General features: G+C 48.1%; 28 protein-coding genes. 12 read left to right on the top strand and 16 right to left on the bottom strand.

Annotation, left to right across the window (positions count from 1 at the left end; genetic code table 11):
- The first annotated feature begins 12 nt into the window (after positions 1–12).
- Positions 13–498 carry a hypothetical protein gene (locus ACYVAD_RS24275; protein WP_461142140.1) on the top strand — a complete coding sequence of 162 codons (486 nt, stop codon included), beginning with the start codon at positions 13–15 and terminating at the stop codon, positions 496–498.
- A 78-nt stretch (positions 499–576) separates the two neighbouring features.
- Entirely contained in the window at positions 577–1170 is a 594-nt protein-coding gene (locus ACYVAD_RS24270) for a hypothetical protein (RefSeq protein ID WP_461142139.1), read from the top strand.
- A 29-nt stretch (positions 1171–1199) separates the two neighbouring features.
- Here ACYVAD_RS24270 and ACYVAD_RS24265 read toward each other — a convergent pair whose 3' ends face one another.
- Positions 1200–1913 carry a pyridoxine 5'-phosphate synthase gene (locus ACYVAD_RS24265; protein WP_461142138.1) on the bottom strand — a complete coding sequence of 238 codons (714 nt, stop codon included), beginning with the start codon at positions 1911–1913 and terminating at the stop codon, positions 1200–1202.
- A 166-nt stretch (positions 1914–2079) separates the two neighbouring features.
- On the opposite strand from ACYVAD_RS24265, the gene ACYVAD_RS24260 reads away from it, so the two are divergent.
- The 4 genes from ACYVAD_RS24260 (at position 2080) to ACYVAD_RS24245 (ending at position 5822) form a co-directional block, all read left to right on the top strand.
- Positions 2080–2526 (top strand): GatB/YqeY domain-containing protein, encoded by a 447-nt coding sequence (locus ACYVAD_RS24260; RefSeq protein ID WP_461142137.1) that lies wholly within the window; start codon positions 2080–2082, stop codon positions 2524–2526.
- 99 nt (positions 2527–2625) lie between these two features.
- The gene (locus ACYVAD_RS24255) at positions 2626–3141 is read left to right on the top strand and encodes a CvpA family protein (RefSeq protein WP_461142334.1); all 516 of its coding nucleotides are present in this window, start codon (positions 2626–2628) and stop codon (positions 3139–3141) included.
- Between the two features lie 52 nt (positions 3142–3193).
- Complete coding sequence (gene rlmN, locus ACYVAD_RS24250) at positions 3194–4240, top strand: dual-specificity RNA methyltransferase RlmN (RefSeq protein ID WP_461142136.1); 1047 nt, start codon at positions 3194–3196, stop codon at positions 4238–4240.
- A gap of 163 nt (positions 4241–4403) precedes the next feature.
- Positions 4404–5822: an inorganic phosphate transporter gene (locus ACYVAD_RS24245; protein ID WP_461142135.1), complete on the top strand. Its 1419-nt coding sequence runs from the start codon at positions 4404–4406 to the stop codon at positions 5820–5822.
- A 39-nt stretch (positions 5823–5861) separates the two neighbouring features.
- Here ACYVAD_RS24245 and ACYVAD_RS24240 read toward each other — a convergent pair whose 3' ends face one another.
- Positions 5862–6695: a lysophospholipid acyltransferase family protein gene (locus tag ACYVAD_RS24240; protein WP_461142134.1), complete on the bottom strand. Its 834-nt coding sequence runs from the start codon at positions 6693–6695 to the stop codon at positions 5862–5864.
- Between the two features lie 141 nt (positions 6696–6836).
- Positions 6837–7625, bottom strand: a complete 789-nt coding sequence (locus ACYVAD_RS24235) for a DUF3050 domain-containing protein (protein ID WP_461142133.1) — start codon at positions 7623–7625, stop codon at positions 6837–6839.
- Between the two features lie 154 nt (positions 7626–7779).
- On the opposite strand from ACYVAD_RS24235, the gene ACYVAD_RS24230 reads away from it, so the two are divergent.
- On the top strand, positions 7780–8469 hold the full coding sequence (locus ACYVAD_RS24230; RefSeq protein WP_461142132.1) for a porin family protein: 690 nt from the start codon (positions 7780–7782) through the stop codon (positions 8467–8469).
- 257 nt (positions 8470–8726) lie between these two features.
- Here the strand turns inward: ACYVAD_RS24230 and ACYVAD_RS24225 are convergent, their stop codons facing one another.
- Positions 8727–9122: a hypothetical protein gene (locus ACYVAD_RS24225; protein ID WP_461142131.1), complete on the bottom strand. Its 396-nt coding sequence runs from the start codon at positions 9120–9122 to the stop codon at positions 8727–8729.
- Positions 9123–9545: 423 nt separating this feature from the next.
- On the opposite strand from ACYVAD_RS24225, the gene ACYVAD_RS24220 reads away from it, so the two are divergent.
- Positions 9546–10577 carry a fatty acid desaturase gene (locus ACYVAD_RS24220; protein ID WP_461142130.1) on the top strand — a complete coding sequence of 344 codons (1032 nt, stop codon included), beginning with the start codon at positions 9546–9548 and terminating at the stop codon, positions 10575–10577.
- A 97-nt stretch (positions 10578–10674) separates the two neighbouring features.
- On the opposite strand, the gene ACYVAD_RS24215 is transcribed toward ACYVAD_RS24220, so the two are convergent.
- The 9 genes from ACYVAD_RS24215 to rpmG form a co-directional block, all read right to left on the bottom strand.
- A complete protein-coding gene (locus tag ACYVAD_RS24215; RefSeq protein WP_461142129.1) occupies positions 10675–11688 on the bottom strand; it encodes an aspartate-semialdehyde dehydrogenase in 1014 nt (337 codons plus the stop codon).
- 97 nt (positions 11689–11785) lie between these two features.
- Positions 11786–12376, bottom strand: coding sequence for a 5-formyltetrahydrofolate cyclo-ligase (locus ACYVAD_RS24210; RefSeq protein ID WP_461142128.1), 591 nt, complete (start codon positions 12374–12376; stop codon positions 11786–11788).
- Between the two features lie 7 nt (positions 12377–12383).
- Complete coding sequence (gene bshC / locus ACYVAD_RS24205; RefSeq protein ID WP_461142127.1) at positions 12384–13934, bottom strand: bacillithiol biosynthesis cysteine-adding enzyme BshC; 1551 nt, start codon at positions 13932–13934, stop codon at positions 12384–12386.
- Positions 13935–14007: 73 nt separating this feature from the next.
- Positions 14008–15318 carry a 30S ribosomal protein S12 methylthiotransferase RimO gene (gene rimO, locus ACYVAD_RS24200; RefSeq protein ID WP_461142126.1) on the bottom strand — a complete coding sequence of 437 codons (1311 nt, stop codon included), beginning with the start codon at positions 15316–15318 and terminating at the stop codon, positions 14008–14010.
- Between the two features lie 30 nt (positions 15319–15348).
- Positions 15349–16038, bottom strand: a complete 690-nt coding sequence (locus ACYVAD_RS24195; RefSeq protein WP_461142125.1) for a hypothetical protein — start codon at positions 16036–16038, stop codon at positions 15349–15351.
- A gap of 7 nt (positions 16039–16045) precedes the next feature.
- Complete coding sequence (locus tag ACYVAD_RS24190) at positions 16046–16555, bottom strand: hypothetical protein (RefSeq protein WP_461142124.1); 510 nt, start codon at positions 16553–16555, stop codon at positions 16046–16048.
- A gap of 18 nt (positions 16556–16573) precedes the next feature.
- On the bottom strand, positions 16574–17530 hold the full coding sequence (ftsY, locus tag ACYVAD_RS24185; protein ID WP_461142123.1) for a signal recognition particle-docking protein FtsY: 957 nt from the start codon (positions 17528–17530) through the stop codon (positions 16574–16576).
- 149 nt (positions 17531–17679) lie between these two features.
- Positions 17680–17835, bottom strand: a complete 156-nt coding sequence (locus tag ACYVAD_RS24180) for a DUF4295 domain-containing protein (RefSeq protein ID WP_461142122.1) — start codon at positions 17833–17835, stop codon at positions 17680–17682.
- A 64-nt stretch (positions 17836–17899) separates the two neighbouring features.
- Positions 17900–18085, bottom strand: a complete 186-nt coding sequence (rpmG, locus tag ACYVAD_RS24175; protein ID WP_012929817.1) for a 50S ribosomal protein L33 — start codon at positions 18083–18085, stop codon at positions 17900–17902.
- 162 nt (positions 18086–18247) lie between these two features.
- Between rpmG and ACYVAD_RS24170 the strand changes: the two genes are divergently transcribed.
- Entirely contained in the window at positions 18248–19468 is a 1221-nt protein-coding gene (locus ACYVAD_RS24170) for an NADH-quinone oxidoreductase subunit D (RefSeq protein ID WP_461142121.1), read from the top strand.
- On the opposite strand, the gene hpt is transcribed toward ACYVAD_RS24170, so the two are convergent.
- Positions 19469–20002: a hypoxanthine phosphoribosyltransferase gene (hpt, locus tag ACYVAD_RS24165; RefSeq protein WP_461142120.1), complete on the bottom strand. Its 534-nt coding sequence runs from the start codon at positions 20000–20002 to the stop codon at positions 19469–19471. It abuts the gene before it with no gap.
- Between the two features lie 128 nt (positions 20003–20130).
- Between hpt and ACYVAD_RS24160 the strand changes: the two genes are divergently transcribed.
- A complete protein-coding gene (locus ACYVAD_RS24160; RefSeq protein ID WP_461142119.1) occupies positions 20131–21345 on the top strand; it encodes a tetratricopeptide repeat protein in 1215 nt (404 codons plus the stop codon).
- A 69-nt stretch (positions 21346–21414) separates the two neighbouring features.
- On the opposite strand, the gene ACYVAD_RS24155 is transcribed toward ACYVAD_RS24160, so the two are convergent.
- Complete coding sequence (locus tag ACYVAD_RS24155; RefSeq protein WP_461142118.1) at positions 21415–21882, bottom strand: Lrp/AsnC family transcriptional regulator; 468 nt, start codon at positions 21880–21882, stop codon at positions 21415–21417.
- Between the two features lie 366 nt (positions 21883–22248).
- Here ACYVAD_RS24155 and ACYVAD_RS24150 point away from each other — a divergent pair, with 366 nt between their 5' ends.
- Together ACYVAD_RS24150 and ACYVAD_RS24145 are read left to right on the top strand one after the other, a co-directional pair.
- Positions 22249–22422: a DUF2256 domain-containing protein gene (locus ACYVAD_RS24150; protein WP_461142117.1), complete on the top strand. Its 174-nt coding sequence runs from the start codon at positions 22249–22251 to the stop codon at positions 22420–22422.
- 53 nt (positions 22423–22475) lie between these two features.
- Positions 22476–24170 carry a glycoside hydrolase family 10 protein gene (locus ACYVAD_RS24145; protein ID WP_461142116.1) on the top strand — a complete coding sequence of 565 codons (1695 nt, stop codon included), beginning with the start codon at positions 22476–22478 and terminating at the stop codon, positions 24168–24170.
- Between the two features lies 1 nt (position 24171).
- Here ACYVAD_RS24145 and ACYVAD_RS24140 read toward each other — a convergent pair whose 3' ends face one another.
- Positions 24172–25401 carry a 4-hydroxy-3-methylbut-2-enyl diphosphate reductase gene (locus tag ACYVAD_RS24140; RefSeq protein WP_461142115.1) on the bottom strand — a complete coding sequence of 410 codons (1230 nt, stop codon included), beginning with the start codon at positions 25399–25401 and terminating at the stop codon, positions 24172–24174.
- Positions 25402–25417 lie beyond the last annotated feature (16 nt).

Genomic DNA, 25417 nt, shown 5'->3' with positions numbered 1-25417 from the left:
TTCCCTGTTGCCATGCCAATTTTTTTACGAACTGCCATCCTGCTGGGCTTAGTCCTTAGTCTTACTTATTGTAAAGATCCGAGTATGTCATTTTCGACGGGTACTGCCGATGCGCGTATTGCCGGTTCATGGCGATTGATCGAACGGCGATACCCGAAAGATTCCATTATTTCGTACGTCATCAATGATACAACGATCCTCCGTCGTGATACGTCGTTTTACACGACCCGACGTTATCCTGCCACTCCGTTGCAGACGCTTACGTTTAATACCGATGGGACATTAAGTGCTAACGGGCCGGAGATGACGTATTACTACTCGATTCGCCATTTTAATGTTGATGCAACTTATCCCGACAGCCTGGCGCTACGTCTGTACATCAACACAAATCAGGCTAATATTCCTTTCCGGCAACGCATTGCTTTTCGCCAGGATACGCTGCTAATATTACCTGGCTGCGAGGGCTACTGTTTTCTGAAATTTCTACGTGTTCGCTAGTGAACTAGCTATGGGTACAACGAGGTTCTAGAAACAAGTGACTTGTTTTTGATCACCCGCGGAGGTGATCTATCTACCATGAATAAAAATAGTTTGTTGATCGGTTTGTTTGTACTCGGAGTCGCGGCCTGTAACCCCGAACGCGTTCAGTACACGTCGGAATTGAAACAGGAAATGTCGGACATGAAGATCAAGAAAATCTCGAATGCAGATTTGCTTGAAACGATCAATACGGCGGGCGGGAAAATCAGTGCTGTTCTGGAGAACGAGTTAACAACGGCGTTGAAACAGACAACTGATCCGGCTAAACGAATCCAGCTTTGCCAGTTACAGCACCTACCGAAGACTAAAGCCATTATCGATCGTTATAAGCTGGACGTAGACCTGCTAGGAGCAGCCGATATCCAGAATAAAAGCCTGGCACCTAAAGAACAACAAATTCTAGATGCCTATCTGTATAACGCTGAGCAAAAGCTACCACAGACAGCCAACATTCAGCAGGTTGACGAGGCACTTTTTGTATACAATCAAGCCGTTCCTGCCGACAACCCAATCTGCAAAGTGTGCTTCGGTGATCAGAAAACTCCGTTGGCTGTCTGGCGACTGGTGTTCCAAAAACGGGAAGTAATTCGCCACATGAATGCTTCTAAAAAGAAGAAGTCGGCACAATAAGAATCACGCCGAATTACTCTTTGCTGTCGTCAGATCAATTCGCGCCGGTACATCTGAATGGTATTCTCCAGACCAAAGTACAGCGCATCGCTGATAAGGGCGTGGCCGATGGATACCTCCAGTAAACCGGGGACCCGCTGGGCAAAATAGCGCAAGTTTTCCAGACTCAGATCATGACCGGCGTTTAGGCCAAGATCTAGTTCCTGCGCTTTCTGAGCTGCTTTGACAAAGGAAGCTATGGCTTTCTCTGGATCGTCGGGATACTGGGTTGCGTAAGGTTCGGTATATAATTCAATCCGATCAGTGCCCGCCTGCTTAGCTCCCTCAACCATCCGCTCATCGGCGTCAACAAAAATTGATACGCGAATACCATCCTCTTTGAATGTGTCGATCAATTTTTTCAGGTGATCGGCGTAACGAATGGTATCCCAGCCCGCGTTTGACGTAATAGCGTCCGGCGCATCGGGAACAAGCGTTACCTGTTCGGGCTTGACCCGTTTCACCAGCTCAATAAACCGATCGTCAGGATTACCCTCGATATTGAACTCGGTTGTAACTACTTCCTTCAAATCCAGTACGTCCTGATAGCGGATATGGCGCTCATTAGGGCGGGGATGAACCGTGATTCCCTGGGCTCCAAAACGCTCACAGTCGAGGGCTACTTTAACCAGGTTGGGATTGTTGCCGCCCCGTGCGTTACGGATGGTAGCAATTTTATTGATGTTGACGCTTAATCGTGTCATGTTTCAATGAGCGAATGAGTGATTGAGCGAATCGTGAGATCGGGCCGTAGCAAATAGGTTCGCTGGTTTTGTAACTTTGCCAAAGGAATGAAGGTTCATGCTATTTATTTATTCACTCAATCACCGCACCGGCGGCCCGGTCATTCGCTAATTCACTCATTAAAATATGACGCTGAAACAACAAATCGACGCTGATATAAAGCAGGCTATGCTGGCCAAAGATCAGGGAAAACTGCGGGCTCTACGCGCCGTCAAATCCATGATCCTGCTCGAAGAAACCAAAGAAGGGGCAACGGGCGAACTGAAACCCGAAGACGAAACCCGCATCCTGACGAAAGCCGTTAAACAACGGAAAGACTCTGCTGATATCTACCGACAACAGAATCGTGAAGACCTGCTGGCGGTAGAAGAGGCTGAGATTGCGGTCATCGAACAGTATTTGCCCAAACAACTAACGGAAGGTGAACTGAAGGAAAAACTTCAGGCAATTATCAGCCGCGTTGGTGCCGCTGCCCCGTCAGACATGGGCAAAGTAATGGGGGTTGCTACGAAAGAACTAGCGGGACAAGCCGACGGTAAAGCAATCTCGGCTATGGTGAAGCAACTACTATAAAGAGCGAAAGAGCGACATACTGAAAGAGCGATTTGTCTCTGTCGATTTCGCTCTTTCACTCTATCACTCTTTTACTCTTTGAAAACCCTCGATCTGCTTATGATTATTCCCCTGGCCTGGGGAGCGTTTAATGGCTATCGCAAAGGACTGCTGATTGAAATCATTGGCGTCATTGCGTTTGTCGCGGCCATGATTGTGGGATTCAAATTTTTGTCGTTCGGGATTGATTTGCTGAGCCCTTATATCAGCCGGGAGATGGCCAGGCGATTACTGCCCTGGCTGGGCTTTTCGGTTATTTTCTTTCCGACGGTTTTTATGATAAACCAGTTGGGCTTTTCATTACGTCGGTCGTTACGGTATACTATTCTGGGAACATTTGATAGCGTGGCAGGAGCCGCCGTCGGGCTTTTTACGTGGTTGTTTGGAATTAGTGTCATCCTTTGGTTGTTCAGCTATATGGGCATCCAGATTCCTGATCGTCAGAAAGAAGGAGCCTTTTTGTACCCTTACATCCGACCAATTGCTCCCAGCGTTATGGATAGAGCCGTGGTCTGGATGCCAAAAGGTTTGGAAGCGGGGAAAAAGTGGAAACAGGAAAACATAACGAAAGAGTGAAAGAGTACTATAGCGTTGTCTATTCTCTTACGTTCTTTCACTCTTGAGCTTAATGAAACAGGACATACGGAAGTTGACCGCCGTTCAATTGAAAGAGTGGATGGGGCAACACGGAGAACAGGGATTTCGGGCCAAGCAGGTTCACGAATGGCTCTGGAAAAAATCAGCCCTGTCGTTCGAGCAGATGACGAACCTGTCATTGCCAACACGAGAGCTACTTAGCACGCATTTTGAAATCCGGCCACTCACGGTCGATCAGCAGCAACACAGTAATGATGGGACGATCAAATCATCGTTCCGGTTATTCGACGGTAATTTAGTTGAGGGGGTACTGATTCCCGCACTACGAAACGCTGATAACGACCGCATGACGGCCTGCGTGTCGAGTCAGGTGGGGTGCTCGTTAACGTGCAAATTCTGCGCAACGGGCTACATGGACCGGAAACGGAATCTGGATGCCGCTGAAATCTACGATCAGGTGGTAGCCATCGACCGACAGGCCAGAACGAATTACGACGTCCCGCTGTCCAACATCGTGTACATGGGTATGGGGGAACCTTTACTGAATTACAAGAACGTACTGGAATCGGTCGACCGGATCACGTCTGCTGATGGTTTGGGAATGTCACCGAAGCGGATTACTGTGTCAACGGCGGGGATTGCGAAGATGATCCGTCAGCTGGGTGACGATGAGGTCAAGTTTAACCTGGCTCTATCGCTGCACGCTGCGAACGACCAGAAGCGCGATCAGATTATGCCCATCAATGAAAGTAATACTCTGGAAGCGCTGGGCGATGCGTTAAATTATTTTTACAAAAAGACCGGCACCCGTATTACGTTCGAATACATTGTTTTTTACAATTTCAACGATACGTTACAGGATGCTCAGGAACTCTGGAAATTCACCAAACGGGTTCCGGCTAAGGTGAACATCATTGAATACAATCCCATTGCCGAGGCAAACTTCAAGAACACTGATCCAAAAACGTTAGATCGGTTCGCTGATTTCCTGGATAATAAAGGGGTAACAGTGAACGTACGACGGAGCCGGGGTAAGGATATTGATGCCGCTTGTGGTCAATTGGCCGGTAAGAAGTAGTTAATGTTACTTTTGAAAAGGGGTAGTGAGTTCAACTTGCTACCCCTTTTTTCGTACCGGCTTAACAATTTGATAATATGCCTCTGCTGTGTTTGCCGTACTTTTGTGACACTCACCGGCTTGTGGACTTGCCGCTTGCCTATTTACGTAGCGAAAACAACTCATGTTCGGATTAGAAACGGATGTTTTTATCCTCCTCTTTATCAGCTTATTTGCCGCTTGCGCCTTTGAATTTGTTAATGGTTTTCATGATACAGCCAACGCAGTTGCCACAGTAATTTATACGAATTCTCTTAAGCCAACTGTTGCCGTTGTCTGGTCGGGTATCTGCAATTTCGCGGGTGTACTGCTGGGCGGTATTGGTGTCGCGATGGGTATTGTCAATCTGTTACCCGTCGAGTTGCTGGTTGACCAAAACGTGTACCACAGTGTAGCAATGGTACTCGCCTTACTACTGAGTTCTATCATCTGGAACCTCGGTACCTGGTATTTCGGGCTACCAAGTTCCAGTTCTCATACCCTGATTGGCTCTATCCTTGGCGTAGGGCTTGCTTTTTCCACCTTACCCGATAATCAGAGTGGTTCAGCCGTGAACTGGGAAAAAGCTATTGAAACGGGAGAAGCGCTGTTGCTATCGCCATTGCTGGGATTCAGTATGGCTATTGTGTTGATGTTTGTGTTACGTCGCTCGGTGCCGAATGACGTAAAAGAATCGTTGTTTAAAGAACCGAAGAAGAATAGCGAACCGCCGACCTGGATTCGTGGCGTTCTGATTGCAACCTGTTCGTTAGTTAGTTTCTTTCATGGTAGCAATGATGGACAGAAAGGTGTCGGCCTGATCATGCTTATCCTGATTGGTATTGTGCCGTTTCAATTTGCGGTAAAGCCTAATATGGACGCAAAACTGATGTTACCCAACATTCAGGCCATCGAACAGACCACCGCTTCGTTAGACTCAAATCAGCTGTCACCTGTGAATCGGGGCCGTTTGGCAAAGACAATTACCGAGTTGCGCGAGCTGAAAACAATGATCAATAGCTCGGCCGATGGTCAGATTCCGAATGATAAACGGTTGGACGTTCGCCGGGATTTGCTGTTGATCAACAGCAATATGAACAAGATTACAGAAGATGAGGGCTCTAACTTGAGCTCCGCTCAGATCGCTACGTTGAAGAGCAGTCTGAATGACCAGAGTGGGTTGCGTCGGTTTACCGACTATGCTCCGTTCTGGGTTATCCTGATGATTGCTTTATCGCTGGGCCTGGGTACCATGATCGGCTGGCGTCGAATTGTAGTAACCGTTGGCGAAAAAATCGGTAAACAACACTTGACTTACGCACAAGGAGCCTCGGCTGAACTGGTAGCTGCCAGCATGATTGGTATTGCCTCAGGGCTGAAATTACCGGTCAGTACGACCCACGTATTATCGTCGGGTATTGCTGGTAGCATGGTAGCCAGCAAAGGCATCAAAAACCTACAGGCAGGAACGATACGTAACATTGCGCTGGCCTGGGTGCTCACCTTACCCGTCTCGATTCTGTTATCGTTTACGCTCTATATTTTCTTCCGCTGGGCTTTTTAGAATCGGTGATTTTTACGGTTTGGCAGCGGGGCAGACGGATCACACGTCTGCCCCGCTGCTGTTTTGCTCTTCCTTGTGCCAGATTGGTAGATCCTGCTCAATGGCGTGGCGTACTTTGGCAACTAATTCATCCACCGTTTCATCAGGGCTGAACTGTAGAGGCTCCTTGAAGCGGACGCTCAGCAATGTATTTCGCTTTTTGAAGCGTAATCCCTTCTTATCAAAAGCGCGCCGGAATCCATTAATGACGATGGGAACAACGATTGGGTTATTGTTTTTAAGCAAGTGCCCCGTTCCTTTCCGAATTGGCGCGTAGGGGCTGGTTGTTCCCTGCGGGAAGCTGACAACCCAACCGTGCGCCAGCGCCTTTGCGATTTTATCGTTTGCCGACGTATCAACGGCCCGGTGTACTTCGCGTCCTTCCGCGCGCCAAGATCGCTCGATGGTCAGAGCGCCTGCCGCGCCGAAAATACGGGGGACCAGCCCTTTCTCCATGGTTTCGGCTGCGGCAACGTAATACTGCCGAGCACGTGGGCCCAGTAGGTAGACAGGTGGAACCATCGTGTTCTTAAAGCCCCATTTAACGGCGCAGAAAATTTGGAAAAAGGCAATAACGTCGGCGAAGTAGGTCTGGTGGTTCGAGAGGAAAAGCACGTTATTGATCGGCAGATTTTCCAGATGCTCGGTTCCCTCGATCTCAATTCGGTTGACAACAGTATAACGGGCGTACGTTAGCCAGCCGACAATACCGATTAGCATTCGCCGAATCAGCAACGAGTTACCGAATGGATCCCGCTCGAAAAGTCCGAGAATATCCAGCGGCATCAGGAAGGAAGGCAAATAGCTGAATTTGGTCGGCTTAACGTATTTCATGAGTTTACATGGGTCGCAGTGGCTAGTAAAGCCAAAAATCCGTTGCAATGTTTTCTGGTAAAAATGCAAAGGAATCATCACAAAGAAAACGCCCGAACGAGCGCTTTGCAAGTTCGGGCGTGGGAAAATACAGGCAAGTACTTAAGCCAGGGCCATTCTCGATTGCTGTATTTGGTCGTACACACTATCCCACAAAGCAATTCGGGCTTGCAGAGCAGATTCAACAGCAGCTGTCGCTGATTCCCATTTCTGGCTATCCTGACCGCAAAGCTCAGCTGTCATGGCTTTCGCCAGGTGAGAATGATGATCGCCATCGACTTCAATATGTCGTTCGAGGTAATACGTAAACAGACGTAACTGTTCAGGCGATTGATCGCGTAACTGGCGAACCAGCGCGATAAACATATCCGGAATCAAATCTTCTCGTCCGAAGGTGAAAACGGCGGCCGTATCGTGAAGCTGTCTTTGCTCGATCAAATCAAACGTAAAACCGACAAATCGACGGCTCCCTTCCGGAAGATTTGCGTTGAGTAAAGACTGTTTAACCGAACCTCCTTCTGATAGCAGGTTGATTAACGCGTCGATCTGATCGGTACTTGCACCCGCTTCCTGCATGGCCTGGCGATAGAGTTCGAAATGGCTCATGCGCCGTCCTTCCGGATCGACGTCGCTTTCTTCTCCCGCCACGATTTCGTTGATTAAATAACGGGTCTCCGGATTGCCAACTGGACGCCAGGGAACGTCAACGCAGGTCAGGTTTCGCTGTAGCTCTTTCAGCAGCGACATAAAATCCCAGACGGCCCACACATGCGACTCCATAAAGATGCGCAGATCTTCCAGCGTGTTAACCGACGTGTACAACGGGTGGGTTGTCAGCTGGTGACGTAACGGTTCGATTTGATTCGAGAGCTTTTCTAGGTTCTCATTCATAACAGCTTACAAACTATTTTATTGATGCATTAATCTTTTTGATAAACGTTTTGTCCAACCAACAGATTTCACAAAACACCAGCAGCGCCTATTGCCCATAGTTTACTCAAAAACTTTATTCTGACTGTTTACCGGGTTCGCGCCCCTTTGCTTTATGAAACGTTTTCTGCTTGCTGGTGCTATCGCTCTTGGTTTCTTCTCTGCACAAACGTCGCAGGCTCAAGTTCAGGTTGGAGTTCGGGGCGGAGCCAACTGGGGGTTTGCTTCAAAGCCTGAGATCTTAAATGGTATGACGTCTGCGCTTCGTCCATCGGTAGGGCCAACAGGAGCCGTCTTTTTAGACATTCCCCTAAGCGATTATGTATCGTTTCGACCTGAAGTTGCTTACGTACAAAAAGGAGTTATGGTTCGCGAAGGGGGCACATTTAATCTCTTTAACGTACCTATCACTATTGGCGGTAAAATTGCTTATCAATCGCAGAACCTGGAGGTTCCATTATTGATCAAAGTAAATCTGACCGACGGACCTGTGCAGCCTTATTTTATCGCCGGTCCATTGGTGGGCTATGCGCTGGACGGGCGCATCCGGACGCGGGGGACGGGCTTCCTTTCTACCAGACCATTTGATATGGAAGTTCCTTACGGCGGTACGTTAACCCGCTGGGATGTGGGGGCCGTTGGTGGTTTGGGGCTATCGATGGACGCCGGGGCCGGGAAGATTTTTGTTGAAGGACGTTATACGCATGGATTTACCCGCCAGATTCAAATACCTGTTGTAAACGTCAACGTACGAAACAGAGGGGTTGCCTTGTCGTTAGGCTATTCGTTCCCTATTGGTTATTAACTTTTTTGCCCATCATTCACTTTATTAAGCGTTTTTGTTGAATCAACATGATCAGTAAAGGCGGAGCCACTTGGTTCCGCCTTTCTTTTTGAGGGTTGACCATCATAGTGGAGAAAGTAAAACGATCTTCCTACTTCCAGCGGACTTGGCTGGTAATAGGAAGATCGTGATGATTAGTCTACAGAAGCTCTGCGCGTAATTGGTCAGGCCTACATTTGATATTGCTTTCGCCATAAACGATGAACTGTAAGTTGACATCAATAACGGAGGGCGATCTGGCGGTTTGCCTTGATAGGCTCCGTCGTATTAATAGCTACTCGGTGAGTAATAACCTGTTGCCCGTTACTCAATTCGAGCGTGTAGACTCCGTCAGGCAGCTCGTTCACGTCAAACAGATAGACCGATTTGCTTATTTTTTTAGGGACAAACTTTGTTTCGATGGCTAGCTTTTCCCCATCACGTCGAAGTACAACGCTGATTGACTCAACGTCATTTTTATCAATAGCCAGCCGAATACGATTGGTTCTGTCTACGTAGCAACTTGATCGGAAAGGAGGTGCCTGATCGGTCTTTGGTGAATCGGCCCACAGAGTTGTCGAGGTGAGCGTGAAAAAAGTAAGCAGGATTTGGAGAGTAATCAGATTACGTGTCATGGCGAATCGTTGTGGTTAAATGTTCAAAAGCCTAAATGCCAAGAAGCGTACCGAAATATGTAATAGTTTGATTATCAGACTTATGAAGAAATTTTTTGTTCTTCAATCTGTACGGTAGTGGACATCTGATTATTGAAAGCGGACAATGTAACGCACTTGACTCATGAATAGCTCCTATAAGATGAATACAAGGAGTGTCGCCGTATCATTTCTGGTCTGATCTAGCTCCGATGTTGTAAATAAGACTACAATCAGGGATGGAGTCCTATCGATTGCTGTAGTGTCTTTTCTAGAGCTGGTGTCTTTTCAACCTCAGTTAAAAAGCTATTAAATGGCAGTTCTGGTAAGGAATAGCGCTCTGCTGTTTTCAATTTTAGTATATTTACTGAATTGTTAACTCAGATTTTATTAGCGACAAGCGCTATGGCCACATTTAATGACTTTGTCCATTCGACGGCTTCTGAACCACACCGTATCCGGACTCGGCAAATACTGAAAGCACATCCCGAGATCAAAAAACTGATTGGCCAGAAAAACCCAACAACGTTCTGGGTGATTCTGGGGTGCGTTGCCATGATGACCGGTATGGCTTATTTGCTGCGAGATCAATCGTGGTGGTTGGTCATAGCGGCTGCCTGGTTTATAGGGGCTTTTCCGGCACATACACTTTTTGTCTGTATTCATGAAGCAGCTCATAACCTGATCTTTCGGAAGCCAACGGCAAACGCCTGGGCAGCTATCTTTGCGAACCTGCCAACGGTTTTCCCAACAGCGCTGTCATTCAAAAATTTTCATATCAAGCATCACGCGTTTCAAGGTGTGCACGAACTAGACGCTGATCTTCCCGATTGGTACGAAGCGAAGCTGATCAATAATTACGCTATTGGTAAAGCCCTGTGGCTGCTGCTGTTTCCCGTTTTTCAGGTTATCCGCACCTTCCGCTGCCGCGAACTGGCAGTGTTTGACAAGTGGGTCATTGCCAACATTGTCGTGCAGCTCACTTTCGATGTATTGGTGGTTGTGCTCTTCGGCTGGAAAGCATTGATCTTTATGCTGCTGTGCCTGTTTTTCTCGGTAGGCTTGCATCCCCTGGGCGCACGCTGGATTCAGGAGCACTACCTGACGCTAGATACCAATCAGGAAACATACAGCTACTATGGTCAACTGAACGGGGTAAACTTGAACGTTGGCTTCCACAATGAGCATCACGATTTTCCGTCGATTCCCTGGAACAAACTGCCACAGCTCAAAAAATCGGCACCGGAATACTACGATACGTTGAAATTTCACACGTCTTACGTGCGTCTATTCTTCCGTTTCCTGTTCGACCAGGAAATCTCTCTGTTCTCACGGATTGTGCGCAAGGAGCGAGGTCGGGTTACGCTTGCTGATCAATCGAAGCCTGATATGGAAATGACTCAGCCTGTTGTAGTTAATGAGAAGGTAGCCGCTTAATTCTCAGAAGAGCTTATAATAGAAAAGCCATCGTTTCAGAACGATGGCTTTTTTTATTTCTACCCGACGTCATGTCGTCGAGATATACATTTAGTTATTAAGCAACGGCTGGCGTTACGTCAACGAGTTCGTGTTTCATCAGGTACTCAGCGATTTGAACCGCGTTCGTAGCCGCACCTTTGCGCAGGTTATCCGCCACGATCCACATGTTCACCGTTTTCGGCTGGCTTTCGTCGCGCCGGATACGACCAACAAAAACTTCATCTTTGCCGTGTGCTGTCAGTGGCATCGGATACTCGAATTGCTTTGGATTGTCCTGAACGATGACACCTTCGGCCTCACTTAGAATAGTAACGAGTTCGTTCAGATCAAATTCATTCTCGAACTCAATATTAACGGCTTCCGAGTGACCACCAATCGTTGGGATACGTACTGTCGTGGCCGTAACCTGGATGGTATCGTCACCCATGATCTTCTTAGTCTCATTGACCATCTTCATCTCTTCTTTCGTGTAACCATTATCGAGGAAGACATCAATATGGGGCAATACGTTCAGATCGATCTGGTGTGGATATACTTTCGGTACGTCCGCTCTTCCTTCACGCTCGGCAAACAGTTGATCAACGGCAGCTTTCCCCGTACCCGTCACCGACTGATAGGTCGACACAACAACCCGTTTGATTTTGTACCGATCGTGCAGCGGTTTCAGCGCTACCACCATCTGGATCGTCGAGCAGTTTGGGTTAGCAATAATTTTATCTTCAGGCGTCAGTGTATCGGCATTGATTTCAGGAACAACTAGCTTCTTGGTAGGATCCATCCGCCAGGCCGATGAATTATCAACGACGGTAATACCCGCTTCGGCGAACTTAGGAGCGATAGCTAGGGACGTGCTACCACCAGCCGAGAAAATCGCAACGGCGGGTTTGGCAGCAATGGCATCCTCAAAGCTAACAACCGTGTAAGGTTTACCCTTGAATTGTACCTGTTTACCAACCGACCGCTCGGAAGCAACAGGAATGAGTTCAGACACGGGGAAGTTGCGTTCTTCCAATACTTTCAGGATTTCGCCACCGACTAGGCCGGTAGCCCCTACGACTGCGATTTTCATAATTTGTGTTACAGTTAATTGAAAATTGACCGCAAAAGTACGGCAAAAGTTTGACGGACAGCGATTTTAGATCGAGAAAGTTGGGTACGATGTAAGCTTAGAGAGCAAACGTCCAGTACTTCTGTGGCGTGGCGCAGCCATTTAAAGGAATATCGGTACCAGCTACATCGTCGATCCGATCAATTGGAGGAAACAGAGATAAACCAATTTTTTGACAGTCAGGTCGGCATTGACTGAGAAATCGGTCGTAAAATCCACCACCATAACCTACTCGATGCCCTTGTCGATCGAAGACGAGTAATGGGACCAGAACGACTGTTATGTCAGCTGGCTGTACTTGTGGCCCATCAGTCGGCGGCTCGGGAATGCCCAAGTGATTGGCTACGAATGCTGTTTCCGGCGTGATGACGTAATGACGCATGGATAGCTGCGCCATGTTTGTAACGGGTACTGTAATTTGGATCTGTGGATGTTTGTCCCAAATCTGGTTAATGATGAGCCAGGTATCGACCTCGTTATGTCGTTTGATGGGCAAAAAAGTATGCAGTATTGCCGGCCTGTCCGCCATCAACGTATTTAGCTGAGCCAGTACCCGACTTGCGATCTGCTGGCTCCGCAGATCAGTTTCGTCAGGTGATAAAGCTCGGCGCTGAGTCAGGTATTCTTTACGCAGATTGGCTTTCGACATGTAAGCACTAGGATTCCAGGCAGATCTGCATCCGGTAATCAAAGGGATCGAATGCCGCTAGCAACTTGTTGAGGAATTCCTTGTCGTTAAGGTAGAAAGTTAGATAGTTCGCACTACGTTCCTGGGGAGTTCCATTCGGGAAAAGCTCGTTCTTGACCGCCATAAGCTGTCGAACACCGGTTTCCTGGTTTCGCTCTTCGGCCCGGCGCATCTTTTTTTCCAGCCGTGCAACGGCGTTAGCGAAGCGCTTGGTTTCGGCCAGCACAGCTTTTTCGAGCGTAGGATCGACCATCATCGCCTTGCTCAACATGGCGTCAAGCGATTTATTGATCGTCTTGTTCTCGTTATCGAACTTAAGAATATGCCGCGTGTGATGCTCAACGTAAGCTCGTTTGAGCGTAACGTCGTCCTGAAATAATTCCTCTGGCGTAAGGCCTAGTCGAAGTACCCGAAGGGCACTGACGGCTGGTACGTACAACGCAAAATTGCGAGGCATCAGCAACGGGAACGGAGTTTCGTACTGATCAAAAACTCCCTTTAGCTGCAACCAGTAGGGCACCTCCGAAGGGCCGCCGATGTAAGCAAGGTTGGGTAAAATCGTTTCCTGGTACAGTGGTCGAAGTACGACATTAGGACTGAATCGCTCGGGATGCTCATTAAGTAGAGTCAGTAATTCGGCTTCGGTAAATTGAATAGACGTGTGCAAGACCCGGAATATACCATCGTCGCGCCGTTCTATACGTTCTCGAAGCTGATCATCCAGATAAAACAGGTTTATGTCGCGGGGAGCAATGACGGTCTTGTAGCCCAGTTCTTCGAGTTGTTCGGTCCGCTGCTGAACTAGTTCTCCAGATTGCTGGGTGAGCAGTTCGTCGCGCATGATGGGCGCAAAAACATGCTTCAACTCAGTGTCATCAGCGTCCAAGCAGATAAGGCCTTCAGCACCAAACAGTTCGTTAATGTAATAACGAACGGCATCCGCCAGCGTTTGGTGGCTCAAATATGCTTTCTCAAAGAGAGAGAGCTTTTCCGGAATCTGCGTGAACAGCGTTTTCAGCTCCTGTGGATTCATGCGGCCCACCGCCCCCCGCTGTTCGGTCTGCCAGGAATGAGTACGCCCAAACAGCGAGAAATGGTTGATTTCGGCGAAGTCATGGTCTTCCGTCGCCATCCAGTACACCGGTACAAAGTTGTACTGCGGGTACGTGTCTTTCAGCTTCCGGGCTAGCTTGATCGTCGTGATCAGCTTATAAATGATGTACAGCGGACCGGTAAAGATGTTGAGCTGGTGGCCCGTCGTGACCGTAAACGTAGTTGGATCAAGCAGTACCGAAAAATCGGGTTTATTATTGGTGGACTGATACTGACGGGTCAGCGTATCGACCAGCACCTGACGTTTTTGAGAATCAAACGGACGGTTTTTGATTTGTTCGTCAAAAGCAGCTAGATCGGGAAATCGACTGTAGAAGGAACGAAGACTATCTTTTTGGGCTAAGTAATCGAGGAAAAGCGGAGAAAACTGACCGGTTGATTCGAGCGGCAGGTACTGACAGTCCATGCAGGTTGGGATTTATTCGGCTCAACAAATGAAAAACCCGCAAGGTTCGGATACGCTTGCGGGTTGTGAAAGGTCAGGAAACGACCGTACCATATAGATCAAATTCCTCAGCCCGGTCGATTTTAACATGGGCAAAGTCGCCCAACCGAACATATTGCGTAGCTGGGACTAGTACTTCGTTGTCGACTTCGGGGGAGTCGGCCTCGGTGCGACCAATGAAGTAACCGCCTTCTTTTCGATCGAACAGCACTTTATACGTCCGCCCAACTTTCTGCTGGTTCAATTCGTGCGAAATGCCCTGCTGTACTTCCATTAGGGCATCGGCCCGTTCTTGTTTTATGTCAGCTGGAATATCATCGGGCATCGAGAAGGAATGCGTATTCTCTTCGTGCGAGTACGTAAAGACGCCCAGACGATCGAACCGCATCCGCTCAACGAAGTCATACGTTTCTTCAAACATGGCATCCGTCTCGCCAGGATGGCCAACGATCAGCGTAGTACGTAAAGTTATATCGGGAACCCGATCCCGAATTGTATGAATCAGCCCTTCGGTCTTCTCGCGGGTGATGCCCCGGCGCATTAACTTAAGCAGTTCGGTCGAGCCGGTTTGCAATGGCATATCCAAGTAATGACACACGTTTGTCCGCTCACGCATTACGTCCAGCACCTCTAGCGGAAATCCTGACGGATAAGCATATTGTAACCGAATCCAGTCGATACCTTCTACATCGGCCAGTTGGTTAATCAGATCGGCCAGATTTCGTTTTTTGTAAAGATCCAAGCCGTAGTAGGTCAGGTCCTGCGCAATTAGAATTAACTCCTTCGTGCCGCGCCGGGCCAGCGATTTTGCTTCAGTCACCAGGTCTTCTATCGACCGCGATACGTGATTACCCCGCATCAGCGGAATTGCGCAGAAGGAGCAGGGGCGATCGCAGCCTTCGGCAATTTTCAGGTACGCGTAGTGGGCTGGTGTGGTCAGCAAACGTTCGCCTACCAGCTCGTGCTTGTAATCGGCACGGAGCGTTTTCAGCATCCGGGGTAGCTCGTTCGTGCCAAACCACGCATCGACCGTAGGAATTTCAATTTCTAATTCGTCTTTGTAACGGTGCGACAAACAACCCGTTACGTATACTTTGTCCACCATGCCAGCGTCTTTAGCGTCGACGTACCGCAGAATGGTGTTGATTGATTCTTCTTTCGCGTTGTCGATGAAGCCACAAGTGTTGATCACAACAATGTTGGCGTCGTCCTTTTTCGACTCGTGCGTCACGTCCATTCCATTACCCTTGAGTTGCGTAAATAGCACCTCCGAATCGACCAGATTCTTCGAGCAGCCAAGCGTGACTATATTGATTTTATTCGTACGTAAGCCTTTGGTTTTCAAAACAGCAAAATTTTCAAGCGTCAGTAGTTTCTAACGCTGATTAGGAGTGGCAAAGTTCGGTGATTCTGACTTTCTTAAGTAATCTAGCTCTGAGGGCCACGCTGATTTATGCCAGATGGTTGTCTGAGGAACAGTGCTGAAAAAGCGTTCCACAAATTCAGTGTATACGAATCCGCCTAGTAGAATAAAATTTATTGGGATACAGTGGCCATCTGTTGTGTAAATCAGGAAATAGCCGTAATCGGCCAGCATTCGACTAACCTTTCCCGGATCTTTTCTGTGTTCCTCAATGCGTAGTATGCTCTCGGGAGTAAGAATACTGTAAGTTGAGGGAGAAGCGACGATGATGGCCGGTTGGGTCGGGTCCAGCGTGACTTTTACGCCCCTGGTTATAAGCCAGTACTGCCAGTCGACGTAAAAAAAGGAAGCGAATAAAGCCGAGCCTGCCGCAAATGTCAGGACAAACAGCCAAGCAAGTGGTTCCTGAGTTATTGCCACATCTACCACGATTTTGGTCAAGAGCAGCATCATAAACGCGCAGACAGCACAGCCTATCTTCCCAAAAGTGAAAAAATAATCACTAAACGACACCTCATACGTTCGGATTTTGTACAGCGGAGAGTCCTCACTAATCGTTTCGTTCGTGAACCGAAGCATCCGGACAATGAACCAGATGAACGGAATAAAAACAAGAGCCAGTAAAATGAGGAAAGTCTCCATACCTTACTTAAAAAGTAGCCTGGTGAGAGATCGTAACACCCACAGTCACTTGACGATTCTTCTGTATCGTAACCGGGAATATGTTGTTCTGACTATCGGACAGATTCGCGTATAAGCCACCCGGTTCCTTTACCAGCAATGAGTACTGCCCGACGGGCAAGCTTATACAAAAGCGGCCGTCTTTACCCGATCTCACCGTTTTAACAGGCTGCTTGCCTCCTACAGACGTAATAAATCCACTTTCGTTCGACTGAACCTGGTTCATATTCAGCAGCGGATAGATCAGCACATCGCGCTCAACGGGTTCTCCTTTTCGGGGAGAAGCATCGGGTCCGGGCATTTGATTCCCTCGTTTGACGATAACTATCCCGCATACTCCCTGAACGACGCTGGTCTCTGACACTTTCTGTGGAATTTGCTTCTGTGCACAGGCGGAAGATGTCAAACAGATTGGTAAGACGTAAACAATGAGCCAGAACCACTGCCGCCCGGAAACAAAGTTCTTACCGTAAGTCATAAGCCCAGCTCATTTAGTCTACCGTTTAAAGAACGAATCCACAAACTCTACCTTATTGAAAGTCTGTAAATCGTCGATTTTTTCGCCAACCCCGATATATTTAACCGGAATCTTGAACTGATCAGAGATACCGATTACGACCCCGCCTTTTGCCGTGCCATCAAGTTTGGTAATCGCAAGTGCCGTTACTTCAGTAGCTTTAGTGAACTCTGTCGCTTGAATAAATGCATTTTGGCCCGTCGATCCGTCGAGCACAAGTAGTACTTCGTGTGGTGCGTCTGGGGTAAACTTCTGCATGACTCTCTTAATCTTGGTCAGCTCATTCATCAGGTTGACTTTATTGTGCAAGCGACCGGCCGTATCGATAATAACGACATCGGCATTCATTTCAGTAGCTTTCTTGACGGCGTCAAACGCAACCGCTGATGGGTCGGTATTCATCCCGTGTGAAATAACCGGTACGCCTACCCGGTCACCCCAGAGCTTGAGCTGATCGACGGCTGCTGCCCGGAACGTATCGCCTGCTCCCAATACCACCTGTTTGCCACGTTTATGAAACTGAGCGGCTAGCTTACCAATTGTCGTCGTTTTGCCGACTCCGTTGACGCCGACAACCATAATAACGTAGGGCTTTTTGTCTGCCGGTAGTTCGAAATCTTCCGTCACACCCGCACTACCTGTGGTAGAAAGCAGCCCGGCAATTTCTTCCCGCAGAATCCGATCCAGCTCGTCGGTGCCCATATACTTATCCCGGGCAACGCGTTCTTCAATCCGGTTGATTATTTTGACCGTTGTTTCGACGCCCACATCCGAGGAGATAAGGACGTTTTCCAATTCGTCCAGTACTTCTTCGTCGACAGTGGATTTGCCGACTACGGCCCGGCCAAGTTTAGAGAAAAAACTATCTTTTGTTTTCTCCAGCCCTTTGTCGAGGGTTTCTTTCTTTTCTTTCGAGAAAAAGCCAAATAAAGCCATAACTAGTATGCGAACATGTAGGGTCAAAAGTTGAAAGAGCTGTTAGCCAGTCCATTGGACTTTTGCCCTTCTTTCAACAAAGCTATAATAAAAAAAGTCCCACATGCCGTTGGGCGGTGGGACCTGCTCGTTTTCCGAAAAAACTAACGTTAGGCTTTCAGTGCAGCCTGAACTTCATCAACCGGAACCATTTCTTCTTTGAAGGTATAAGCGCCAGTTACGGGCGATTTAACGGCTTTGATGATTTTGGCGAAAGCCTTGCCGTTATCCTTCGTTTTCAGGGTTGCAACTACCTTTTTTGCCATGTCTGTAAATCGGTAAGTGGTCTATTGTCTATCTTAGAAACAGCTAGAACAGGCCACACGTTCCTTATTTAATTTCTTTATGCAGCGTTACCTTCTTCAGGAAGGGGTTGTATTTCTTCCGCTCGATACGGGCGGGGGTATTTTTCCGGTTTTTCGTCGTGATATACCGGGACATACCGGGAACACCGCTGTCTTTCTGCTCGGTGCATTCCAGAATAACCTGGATTCTATTGGCGCCTTTCTTTGCCATCGCTTAAGTTCGTTTTCTCAATAAAGAGCGCAAAAATACGAAAAGTGTTTTTATATGGCAAGCTATTCTTTAAGAAAAAGCCATGATTTGTAGCTCATTAGCTTATAAAGATCGAATTAGTTTTTGACTTTCGGAAGCGCACTGGCGACCTTTGGCGCTACAATGGCAACCCAAACAATTCAATACGAATACGCGCCTGGGCATTTTCGGGCGTCGGCGCCGGGTGTTTACCGGCCCGAGATGCTCGATGAAGGTGAAATGATCCTCAATATGGGACCACAGCACCCATCGACTCACGGTGTTTTGCGACTTGAGGTCGTCACTGACGGGGAAGTGATCCGGGACGTAGTGCCGCATGTGGGTTATTTGCACCGTTGCTTTGATAAACACGCCGAATCGCTGCCGTTTAACCAGACTATTCCCTTTGTTGATCGGCTGGACTACCTGGCGGCCATGAACTGCGAACACGTCTACGTCATGGGAGTAGAGCGAATGCTTGGCATTCAGAACGATATTCCTAAACGAACTGAATATATCCGGGTGCTGGTTGCCGAGCTTAACCGGATCGCGGCTCACTTCGTGGGCGTTGGTACGTACGCGCTGGATATTGGTGCCTATACGCCATTTCTCTGGCTCATGCGTGACCGGGAACATATCCAGCGCTTGCTGGAATGGGTTACTGGCGCCCGCATGTTATACAATTACATCTGGGTAGGTGGTCTGTTCTACGACCTGCCTGTCGGCTTTGAAGATCGTTGCCGCGAGTTCATAAAGTATCTCAAGCCAAAGCTGGTTGAGATGCAGCAGCTTGTGATCGAAAACGACATATTCATCAAGCGTACTGCTAACGTAGGCGTCCTGCCGCTGGATGTTGCCATTAATTATGGGTGTACCGGACCTGTATTGCGTGGCTCCGGCCTGCGGTACGACCTACGCCGGGTTGATGGCTACTCGGTTTACCCAGAGCTTGATTTTGATATTCCCATTGGTACGGGTCAAGTGGGAGCTGTAGGCGACTGCTGGGACCGCAACAACGTACGAGTGATGGAATGCTATGAGTCCATTAAAATCGTCGAGCAATGTCTGGATCAGCTTCAAGGCGATCATCGCCGAACCCGCGACTATGATCCACAGGCCATAGTACCCAAGAAAATCCGACCCAAAGCAATGGATTTTTACGTACGAGGGGAAAGCGCGAAAGGAGAACTAGGTTTTTTCTTTCGGACAGACGGCAAATCAGACGTGCCGGTACGTTGCAAAGCCCGCTCCTGTTGCTTTCATAATCTGTCAGTTATTCCTGAAATCAGCCGGGGAGGGATGCTCGCCGATCTCGTAGCCGTTATCGGCTCAGTTGATCTGGTTATGGGGGAAGTTGACCGGTGACTAGGCTTCTGACAAGACGTAAATGTCCTGTGTGTTACGTCCCAGGCCATCATAATCCAGCCCGTAGCCTAGTACAAATCGATTTTCGATTTCAAAACCAACGTATTGCAGATCAACGGGCTTTTTAAGAGCAACCGGTTTGAACAAAAGCGTAGCAATCGTCAACGAAGCAGGTTGTTGAACCTGTAACTGATCGCAAATCTCACAAATGGTAAAACCTGTATCAACGATGTCTTCAATCACGATTAAATCCTGATTAGTGACAGGTTCATTCAGACCGATAATCTGCTTTAGTTGTCCGGTCGATTGGGTTGCCGAGTAAGAGGCAACGCGAATGAACGTAATCTCGCAGGTAATGGTCAAGTGTTTGATTAGATCAGCCGCGAAGATGAAGGCACCATTCAAAACGATGATAATGCGCGGCTGGCGATCCGCGTAATCCTGGTTAATCTGTTTGGCAAGTTCCTGAACTCGATTCTGAATGGTATCGGCCGTAATAAACGGAACGAAGGTTTTGTCCTTAATCGTTAGCATGTTGGTGTCAGCGCAAACTCAAAGATACAGCCACTAGCCCGACGTCAACAAAATTTAGCTAAAAATAAGGCGATATAAACGGACTGTCAGCGGATTACGTTGATAGAAGAAAACGAAATTCTTGACGGATGAACAAATTGGTGTTGACGGTATGGTTTATGGGGGTTGCCGCCCTGGCGCAGGCTCAAATTTACGATCCGTCGGCGTTTGATAAGAAGTACGACGGACTGCTCAAGCACCCTGGTGTACAGATTGAGTCGGCAGAGGCCATCAATCAGATGTATAACTACAAGTTCTACGAAGCGGACAAGGAGTTTCGATGGCTTCACCTGCGGTATCCGAAACACCCTATGCCTTACTTTCTGATGGGGCTAGCCGAATGGTGGAAGATCGTACCGAATACGGATATTACAGGCTACGATGACCGTTGTCTGGCGTACATGGATTCAACCATAAATCTGGCCGAGAAGCTATACGACAATAGCCAGAACAAACTTGAACCCGCCTTCTTCCTGGCGGCTGCTTACGCCTTTAAAGGGCGCTTGTATGCCGAACGGAAGAAATGGACAAAAGCGACTTTTGCGGGAAGGAACGCGCTGAAATACTTCGATCAGTGTAAAGGAAGTGCTGACTTCAGCCCTGAACTACTGTTCGGGGATGGGATTTATAACTTCTACGCGCAGTGGATTCCGGAGAACTATCCGATACTGAAACCTATTCTGGCTTTCTTTCCCAAGGGGAATAAACAGAATGGTATTAAGCAGCTGGAGAAAACGGCTAACACGGCGTTCTATACACGGGTAGAGGCTCGTTACTTTCTGGTGCAGATCTACAGCACAGAAAACCAGTACGACAAAGCGTACGAGATGTCTAAGTACATGTATGAACAGTACCCGGACAACCCATTTTTTGAGCGTTACTACGCCCGCTCTGCCTTTGTGGTGGGCAAGCTGGCCGAAGCCGAACGGATTTCGAAGGATATTCTGGTGAAGGTGGAAAAAACCCAATCTGGATATGAGGGCGTAAGTGGACGGACGGCTGCTTATATTCTGGGCTATATAAATCAGTTATTTTATCACAACCCGACGGAAGCCAAACGGTACTATCAGCTGTCGATTGACTTCGCTAAGCAGACCAATGCGTTGGGAGCCGGTTATTACTGGTCATCGGTGCTGGCTTTGGGAAAACTTGCGGTTCAGGAAAAGCAGTACGACGAGGCACAAGCCTATTTTAAAGAGGTGCTTGACAAATCGGACCGTAAGGCCAGCCAGCACAAAGAAGCGAAAAAGATGCTGGATGAATTGAAAAAGTCTCGCCGTGTGGAACGTCGGAAACGAAAATAGTAGCTTGCTGAGAAGCAAAAGGCCTGCCGGAGTATTCCGGCAGGCCTTTTGCTTTAAGATCGATCACGATCAAGGGATAGGCAGAACCTTGCTCTCTTTGAACGTTGACATGATAACCATTGTCTGTGTGTTGGCTACCTCGTTGATTTCGTTGATAACATCCAGCATAAGCGCCTGGTACGAAGCAATATCTTTCGAAATAACCTTCAGCAAGAAGTCGCCCGAGCCGGTGATATGGTGGCACTCGATAATTTCCGGAATACTGTTCACCTTGTCGACAAACGACATGGTCGTATCTTTTTTGTGACCGACTAAGGTAACCATTACGAACGTTGTTACGCCGAGGCCAACTTTCTCCCGGTTGAGTTGCGCGTGGTAACTTTGGATGATACCTGACGTTTCAAGTTTTTTGACCCGTTCTAACGTTGGAGCCGGAGAAAGGCCGATTTCCTTCGACAGTTGGGCATTAGTGATTTTGGCGTTGGCCTGAAGGATCTCTAATACATTACGATCTATCTGATCTAATTTGTGGCTCATACGTACGGGAGTCTGATTATATTTTTAGTGATAGGATAGTCTGATCCTATTATGCCTTAAACTGAAAAAGCTAAAAACATGTTGGATTCTTACAAAATTCAAAACGAACAACACGTATCCTGGCTTTTAGCGGCACAAAATTAAGGGTTTTCACTTAGTAGCCAAACACATCTCCTGTGAGTGCATGTTATGTCACTTATAGAGTAGCTGTTAAGAATACTTGCTGCGCCATTATCTGCCCCACGAACGAAGTATGAAACATTTGTGGGGCTGAAGATAGAAGGTAAACGAGCAAAAAAATAATTAATATGTTCGTTTTGTCGGAATATTATAAAACTTATTGATACCAATATAGCCGTTTTGTTTATGAAAATGCGTAAAAAATCAGATTTGCCAACGAAAATATGCCCTGTTTGCAATCGCTCGTTCAGTTGGCGTAAAAAATGGGAGCGAGACTGGGATCGGGTCGTTTATTGCAGTGATGCCTGTCGATCGTCGGGCAGCCAGACAATCGGAAAAAAAGATAAATCAACCGCTTAATCAACGCTGGCAGCACTACTATCCTTATTTTTGGTGATTAACCGCTTTGCCCAATGCGTCAAGTTGCTTACGCTGTTCTTTTTTGTTTCCTTGTTTTAGTGGCAAGTTGTCGTCGGTCACAACCTGTGGTCGTTCGGAAGGTTCCGCCCCGCCCCGTTTCTAAGCAGCCTGCTTCTGCTGCGCAGCGTTCCGTCGTCGTTAAGCCAAACCCAGCACCTGCCAAGACTGGTAAACCACTGGAGAAAGCGGCACCAGTGGAAGTATTCGACGAAGAGGTTGTTTTTCAAACACCAGCACCGCCCAAGCGGGAGTTTCGGGCAGCCTGGATCGCTACGGTTGATAACATCGACTGGCCCAGTAAGAAAGGGATGATGGCTGACATCCAGCAGCGAGAATTGCTGGAGTATTTTGACCAGCAACAGCAAATGGGTTTCAACGCTGTCGTTGTGCAAATTCGGTCGGCTGCCGATGCGTTCTACGCAAAAAGCTCCGAACCCTGGTCAGAATGGCTGACAGGGCAGCAGGGACTGGCACCAGAGCCCTTCTATGACCCGCTCGAATTTATGATCGAGGAAGCTCACCAGCGAGGACTTGAATTTCACGCATGGTTTAATCTGGACCGGGCAGTGGCTAGTCCCAGGGCTAGTGTTGCCTCAACTAATATTATTCATCAGAAACCGGAATGGATGCTTACCTACGGAGGTAAAAAGCTGTTCAATTTAGGGGTTCCAGCCGTTCGTTCGTACATCGCCGGTATTGTTGCGAATGTGGTTCGGGAATACGACATCGACGGTATTCATTTCGATGATTACTTCTACCCGTATGCCATTGCGGGGCAGGTTCTGAAAGACGACAGTACATATCAGGCCAACTACAACGGTATGAAAAAAGATGACTGGCGACGCGACAACGTAACGAAATTGGTGATCGAGTTACGCGACTCCATTCGGGCTTATAAGCCATGGGTCAAATTTGGTATCAGTCCGTTTGGTATCTGGAAAAATCAACGGAATGATCCCGACGGCTCGGCAACTAACGGTGGGCAGTCATACTACGAACTGTATGCTGATACGCGTAAATGGGCGCGCGAAGGGCTAATCGACTATATCGTGCCACAGGTCTATTTCAGCTCAGAATTCAATCGGGTACCGTATAAAACGCTGGTCGATTGGTGGACTAAAAACACCGGTAAAGCTCAGCTTTATATCGGTCATGCTGCTTATCGGGTTGGGAAGGGTTCGGAACGCGATCCGGGCTGGTGGCGGGAATCCCAATTTCCTGATCAGGTACGGTACAATCGTCAGCAGCAACGCGTGCAGGGGAGTGTATTTTTCAGCGCGCGGGATTTGAAGAAAAATCCGATGGCCATTCGTGACTCGTTGCGGACCAATTTTTACCGATATACGGCGCTAGTCCCAACGATGCCTTGGCTAGATAGTATTCCACCTTTACCGCCCCGTAATCTAAAAGCGGCTGATACCGCAGAAGGGGTCGAACTCACCTGGCACCAGTCAGCAGAGGCAATGGATGGCGACGGTGCCAATGCCTACTTGGTGTATCGATTCGATGGGCGTCAGGCACGCGTTAAACTCGATGATCCCCGCTTTATCATTGCCCGGTGCAACGGGGAAGAAGCCACGCATTTCATCGATAAAACCGCGGAGCCGGGCAAACGCTACACGTATGTTGTTACGGCGTTAGACCGGTTGAACAACGAAAGTCGAGAGGTGTTGGTCAGAATTCGATAGCTCAAGCGCTAAAGGGAGCCATAACCTGGTCGATGGATAAAGCATCCGGGAAATAACTGACCAGCTTCAGCAAAATACCTTCAACAACGGCGTCTGGGCAAGAGGCTCCGCAGGTAAGAAGCACCGAAACCGGTCGGGTAGCTGGCAGGAAATGTTCGGTAACGACTTCTTCTTTTTTATGACCGTCGTAATGACGAATCAGGGTGCTTGACAGAATCTTTTTCTCAGACTCGATGAAGTAAGTCGTGAACTTCTCCTCGCAGAGCTCGACAATATGCGACGTATTCGACGAATTATACCCACCAGCTACGATCGCAAAATCGGCGGGATAGGTCAGCAGGGCGTACGTGGCATCCTGATTGTCGTTAGTGGCGTAACATAACGTATCACGCGTATTCGCGAAACGTTCATCAGCTTGATCTGGCGTTAGCTGGTATTTATCGACCATCACCTGTTTGAGGTAGTCGGCGATTCCTTGCGTATCTGACGCCAGCATGGTTGTCTGATTTACCACGCCAATACGTTGCAAATCACGCTTAGGCTCAAAACCGTTAGAGTATTGTCCGGCAAATTCGGTGTAAAACTGCTCGGTAGGCAGGTCACTAGTGATATACATTGCCAACCGGCGAGCCTGGGCCATGTCTTTAACCACAACTGTTGCTCCGTTTTCTTTACTATGCGAAAACGTGGCGCGGGTTTCCTCGTGACTGGGTTTGCCGTGCACGATAATGGTGTAATCTTTTTTGCCAATCTGGCCTGCCTTATTCCATACTTTTTCCACAAACGGGCAGGTGGTGTCATACTTCGCCACGTCCAACCCAATAGCCGTAAGTTGCTGCTGAGTTTCGAGTGTTGTTCCAAACGCCGGAATAATCACCACGTCATGCGGTGTCAACTCCGACCAGGGAATGAGCTGTTGTCCGGCCGTATCCATAATGAAACGAACCCCTCGGTTCTGTAGGTCAGCGTTAACGTCCGGGTTGTGAATCATTTCGCTGAGCAGAAAGATTCGTTTGTCTGAGTTCTCAGCAATGGCCTTATAGGCTATTTCAACGGCGTTTTCGACGCCGTAGCAGAAACCGAAGTGCCGGGCTATGTAAAAGCGAATTGGTCCAAAATCGAGCAGGGTAGGCGTAAAATCCCGTTTTAACTTGTCGCGTTTCCGTCTGAATTCCTTCAGGGGGGTAATGATATTACTTCGATAATGCGCTGGGATGTCGAAAGATTTCATGAGACAAGACCTAACC

The organism is Spirosoma pomorum (genome assembly GCF_054776615.1).
The sequence above is the reverse complement of the archived record's forward strand: the minus strand, read 5'-3'. Positions and strand labels throughout refer to the sequence as shown.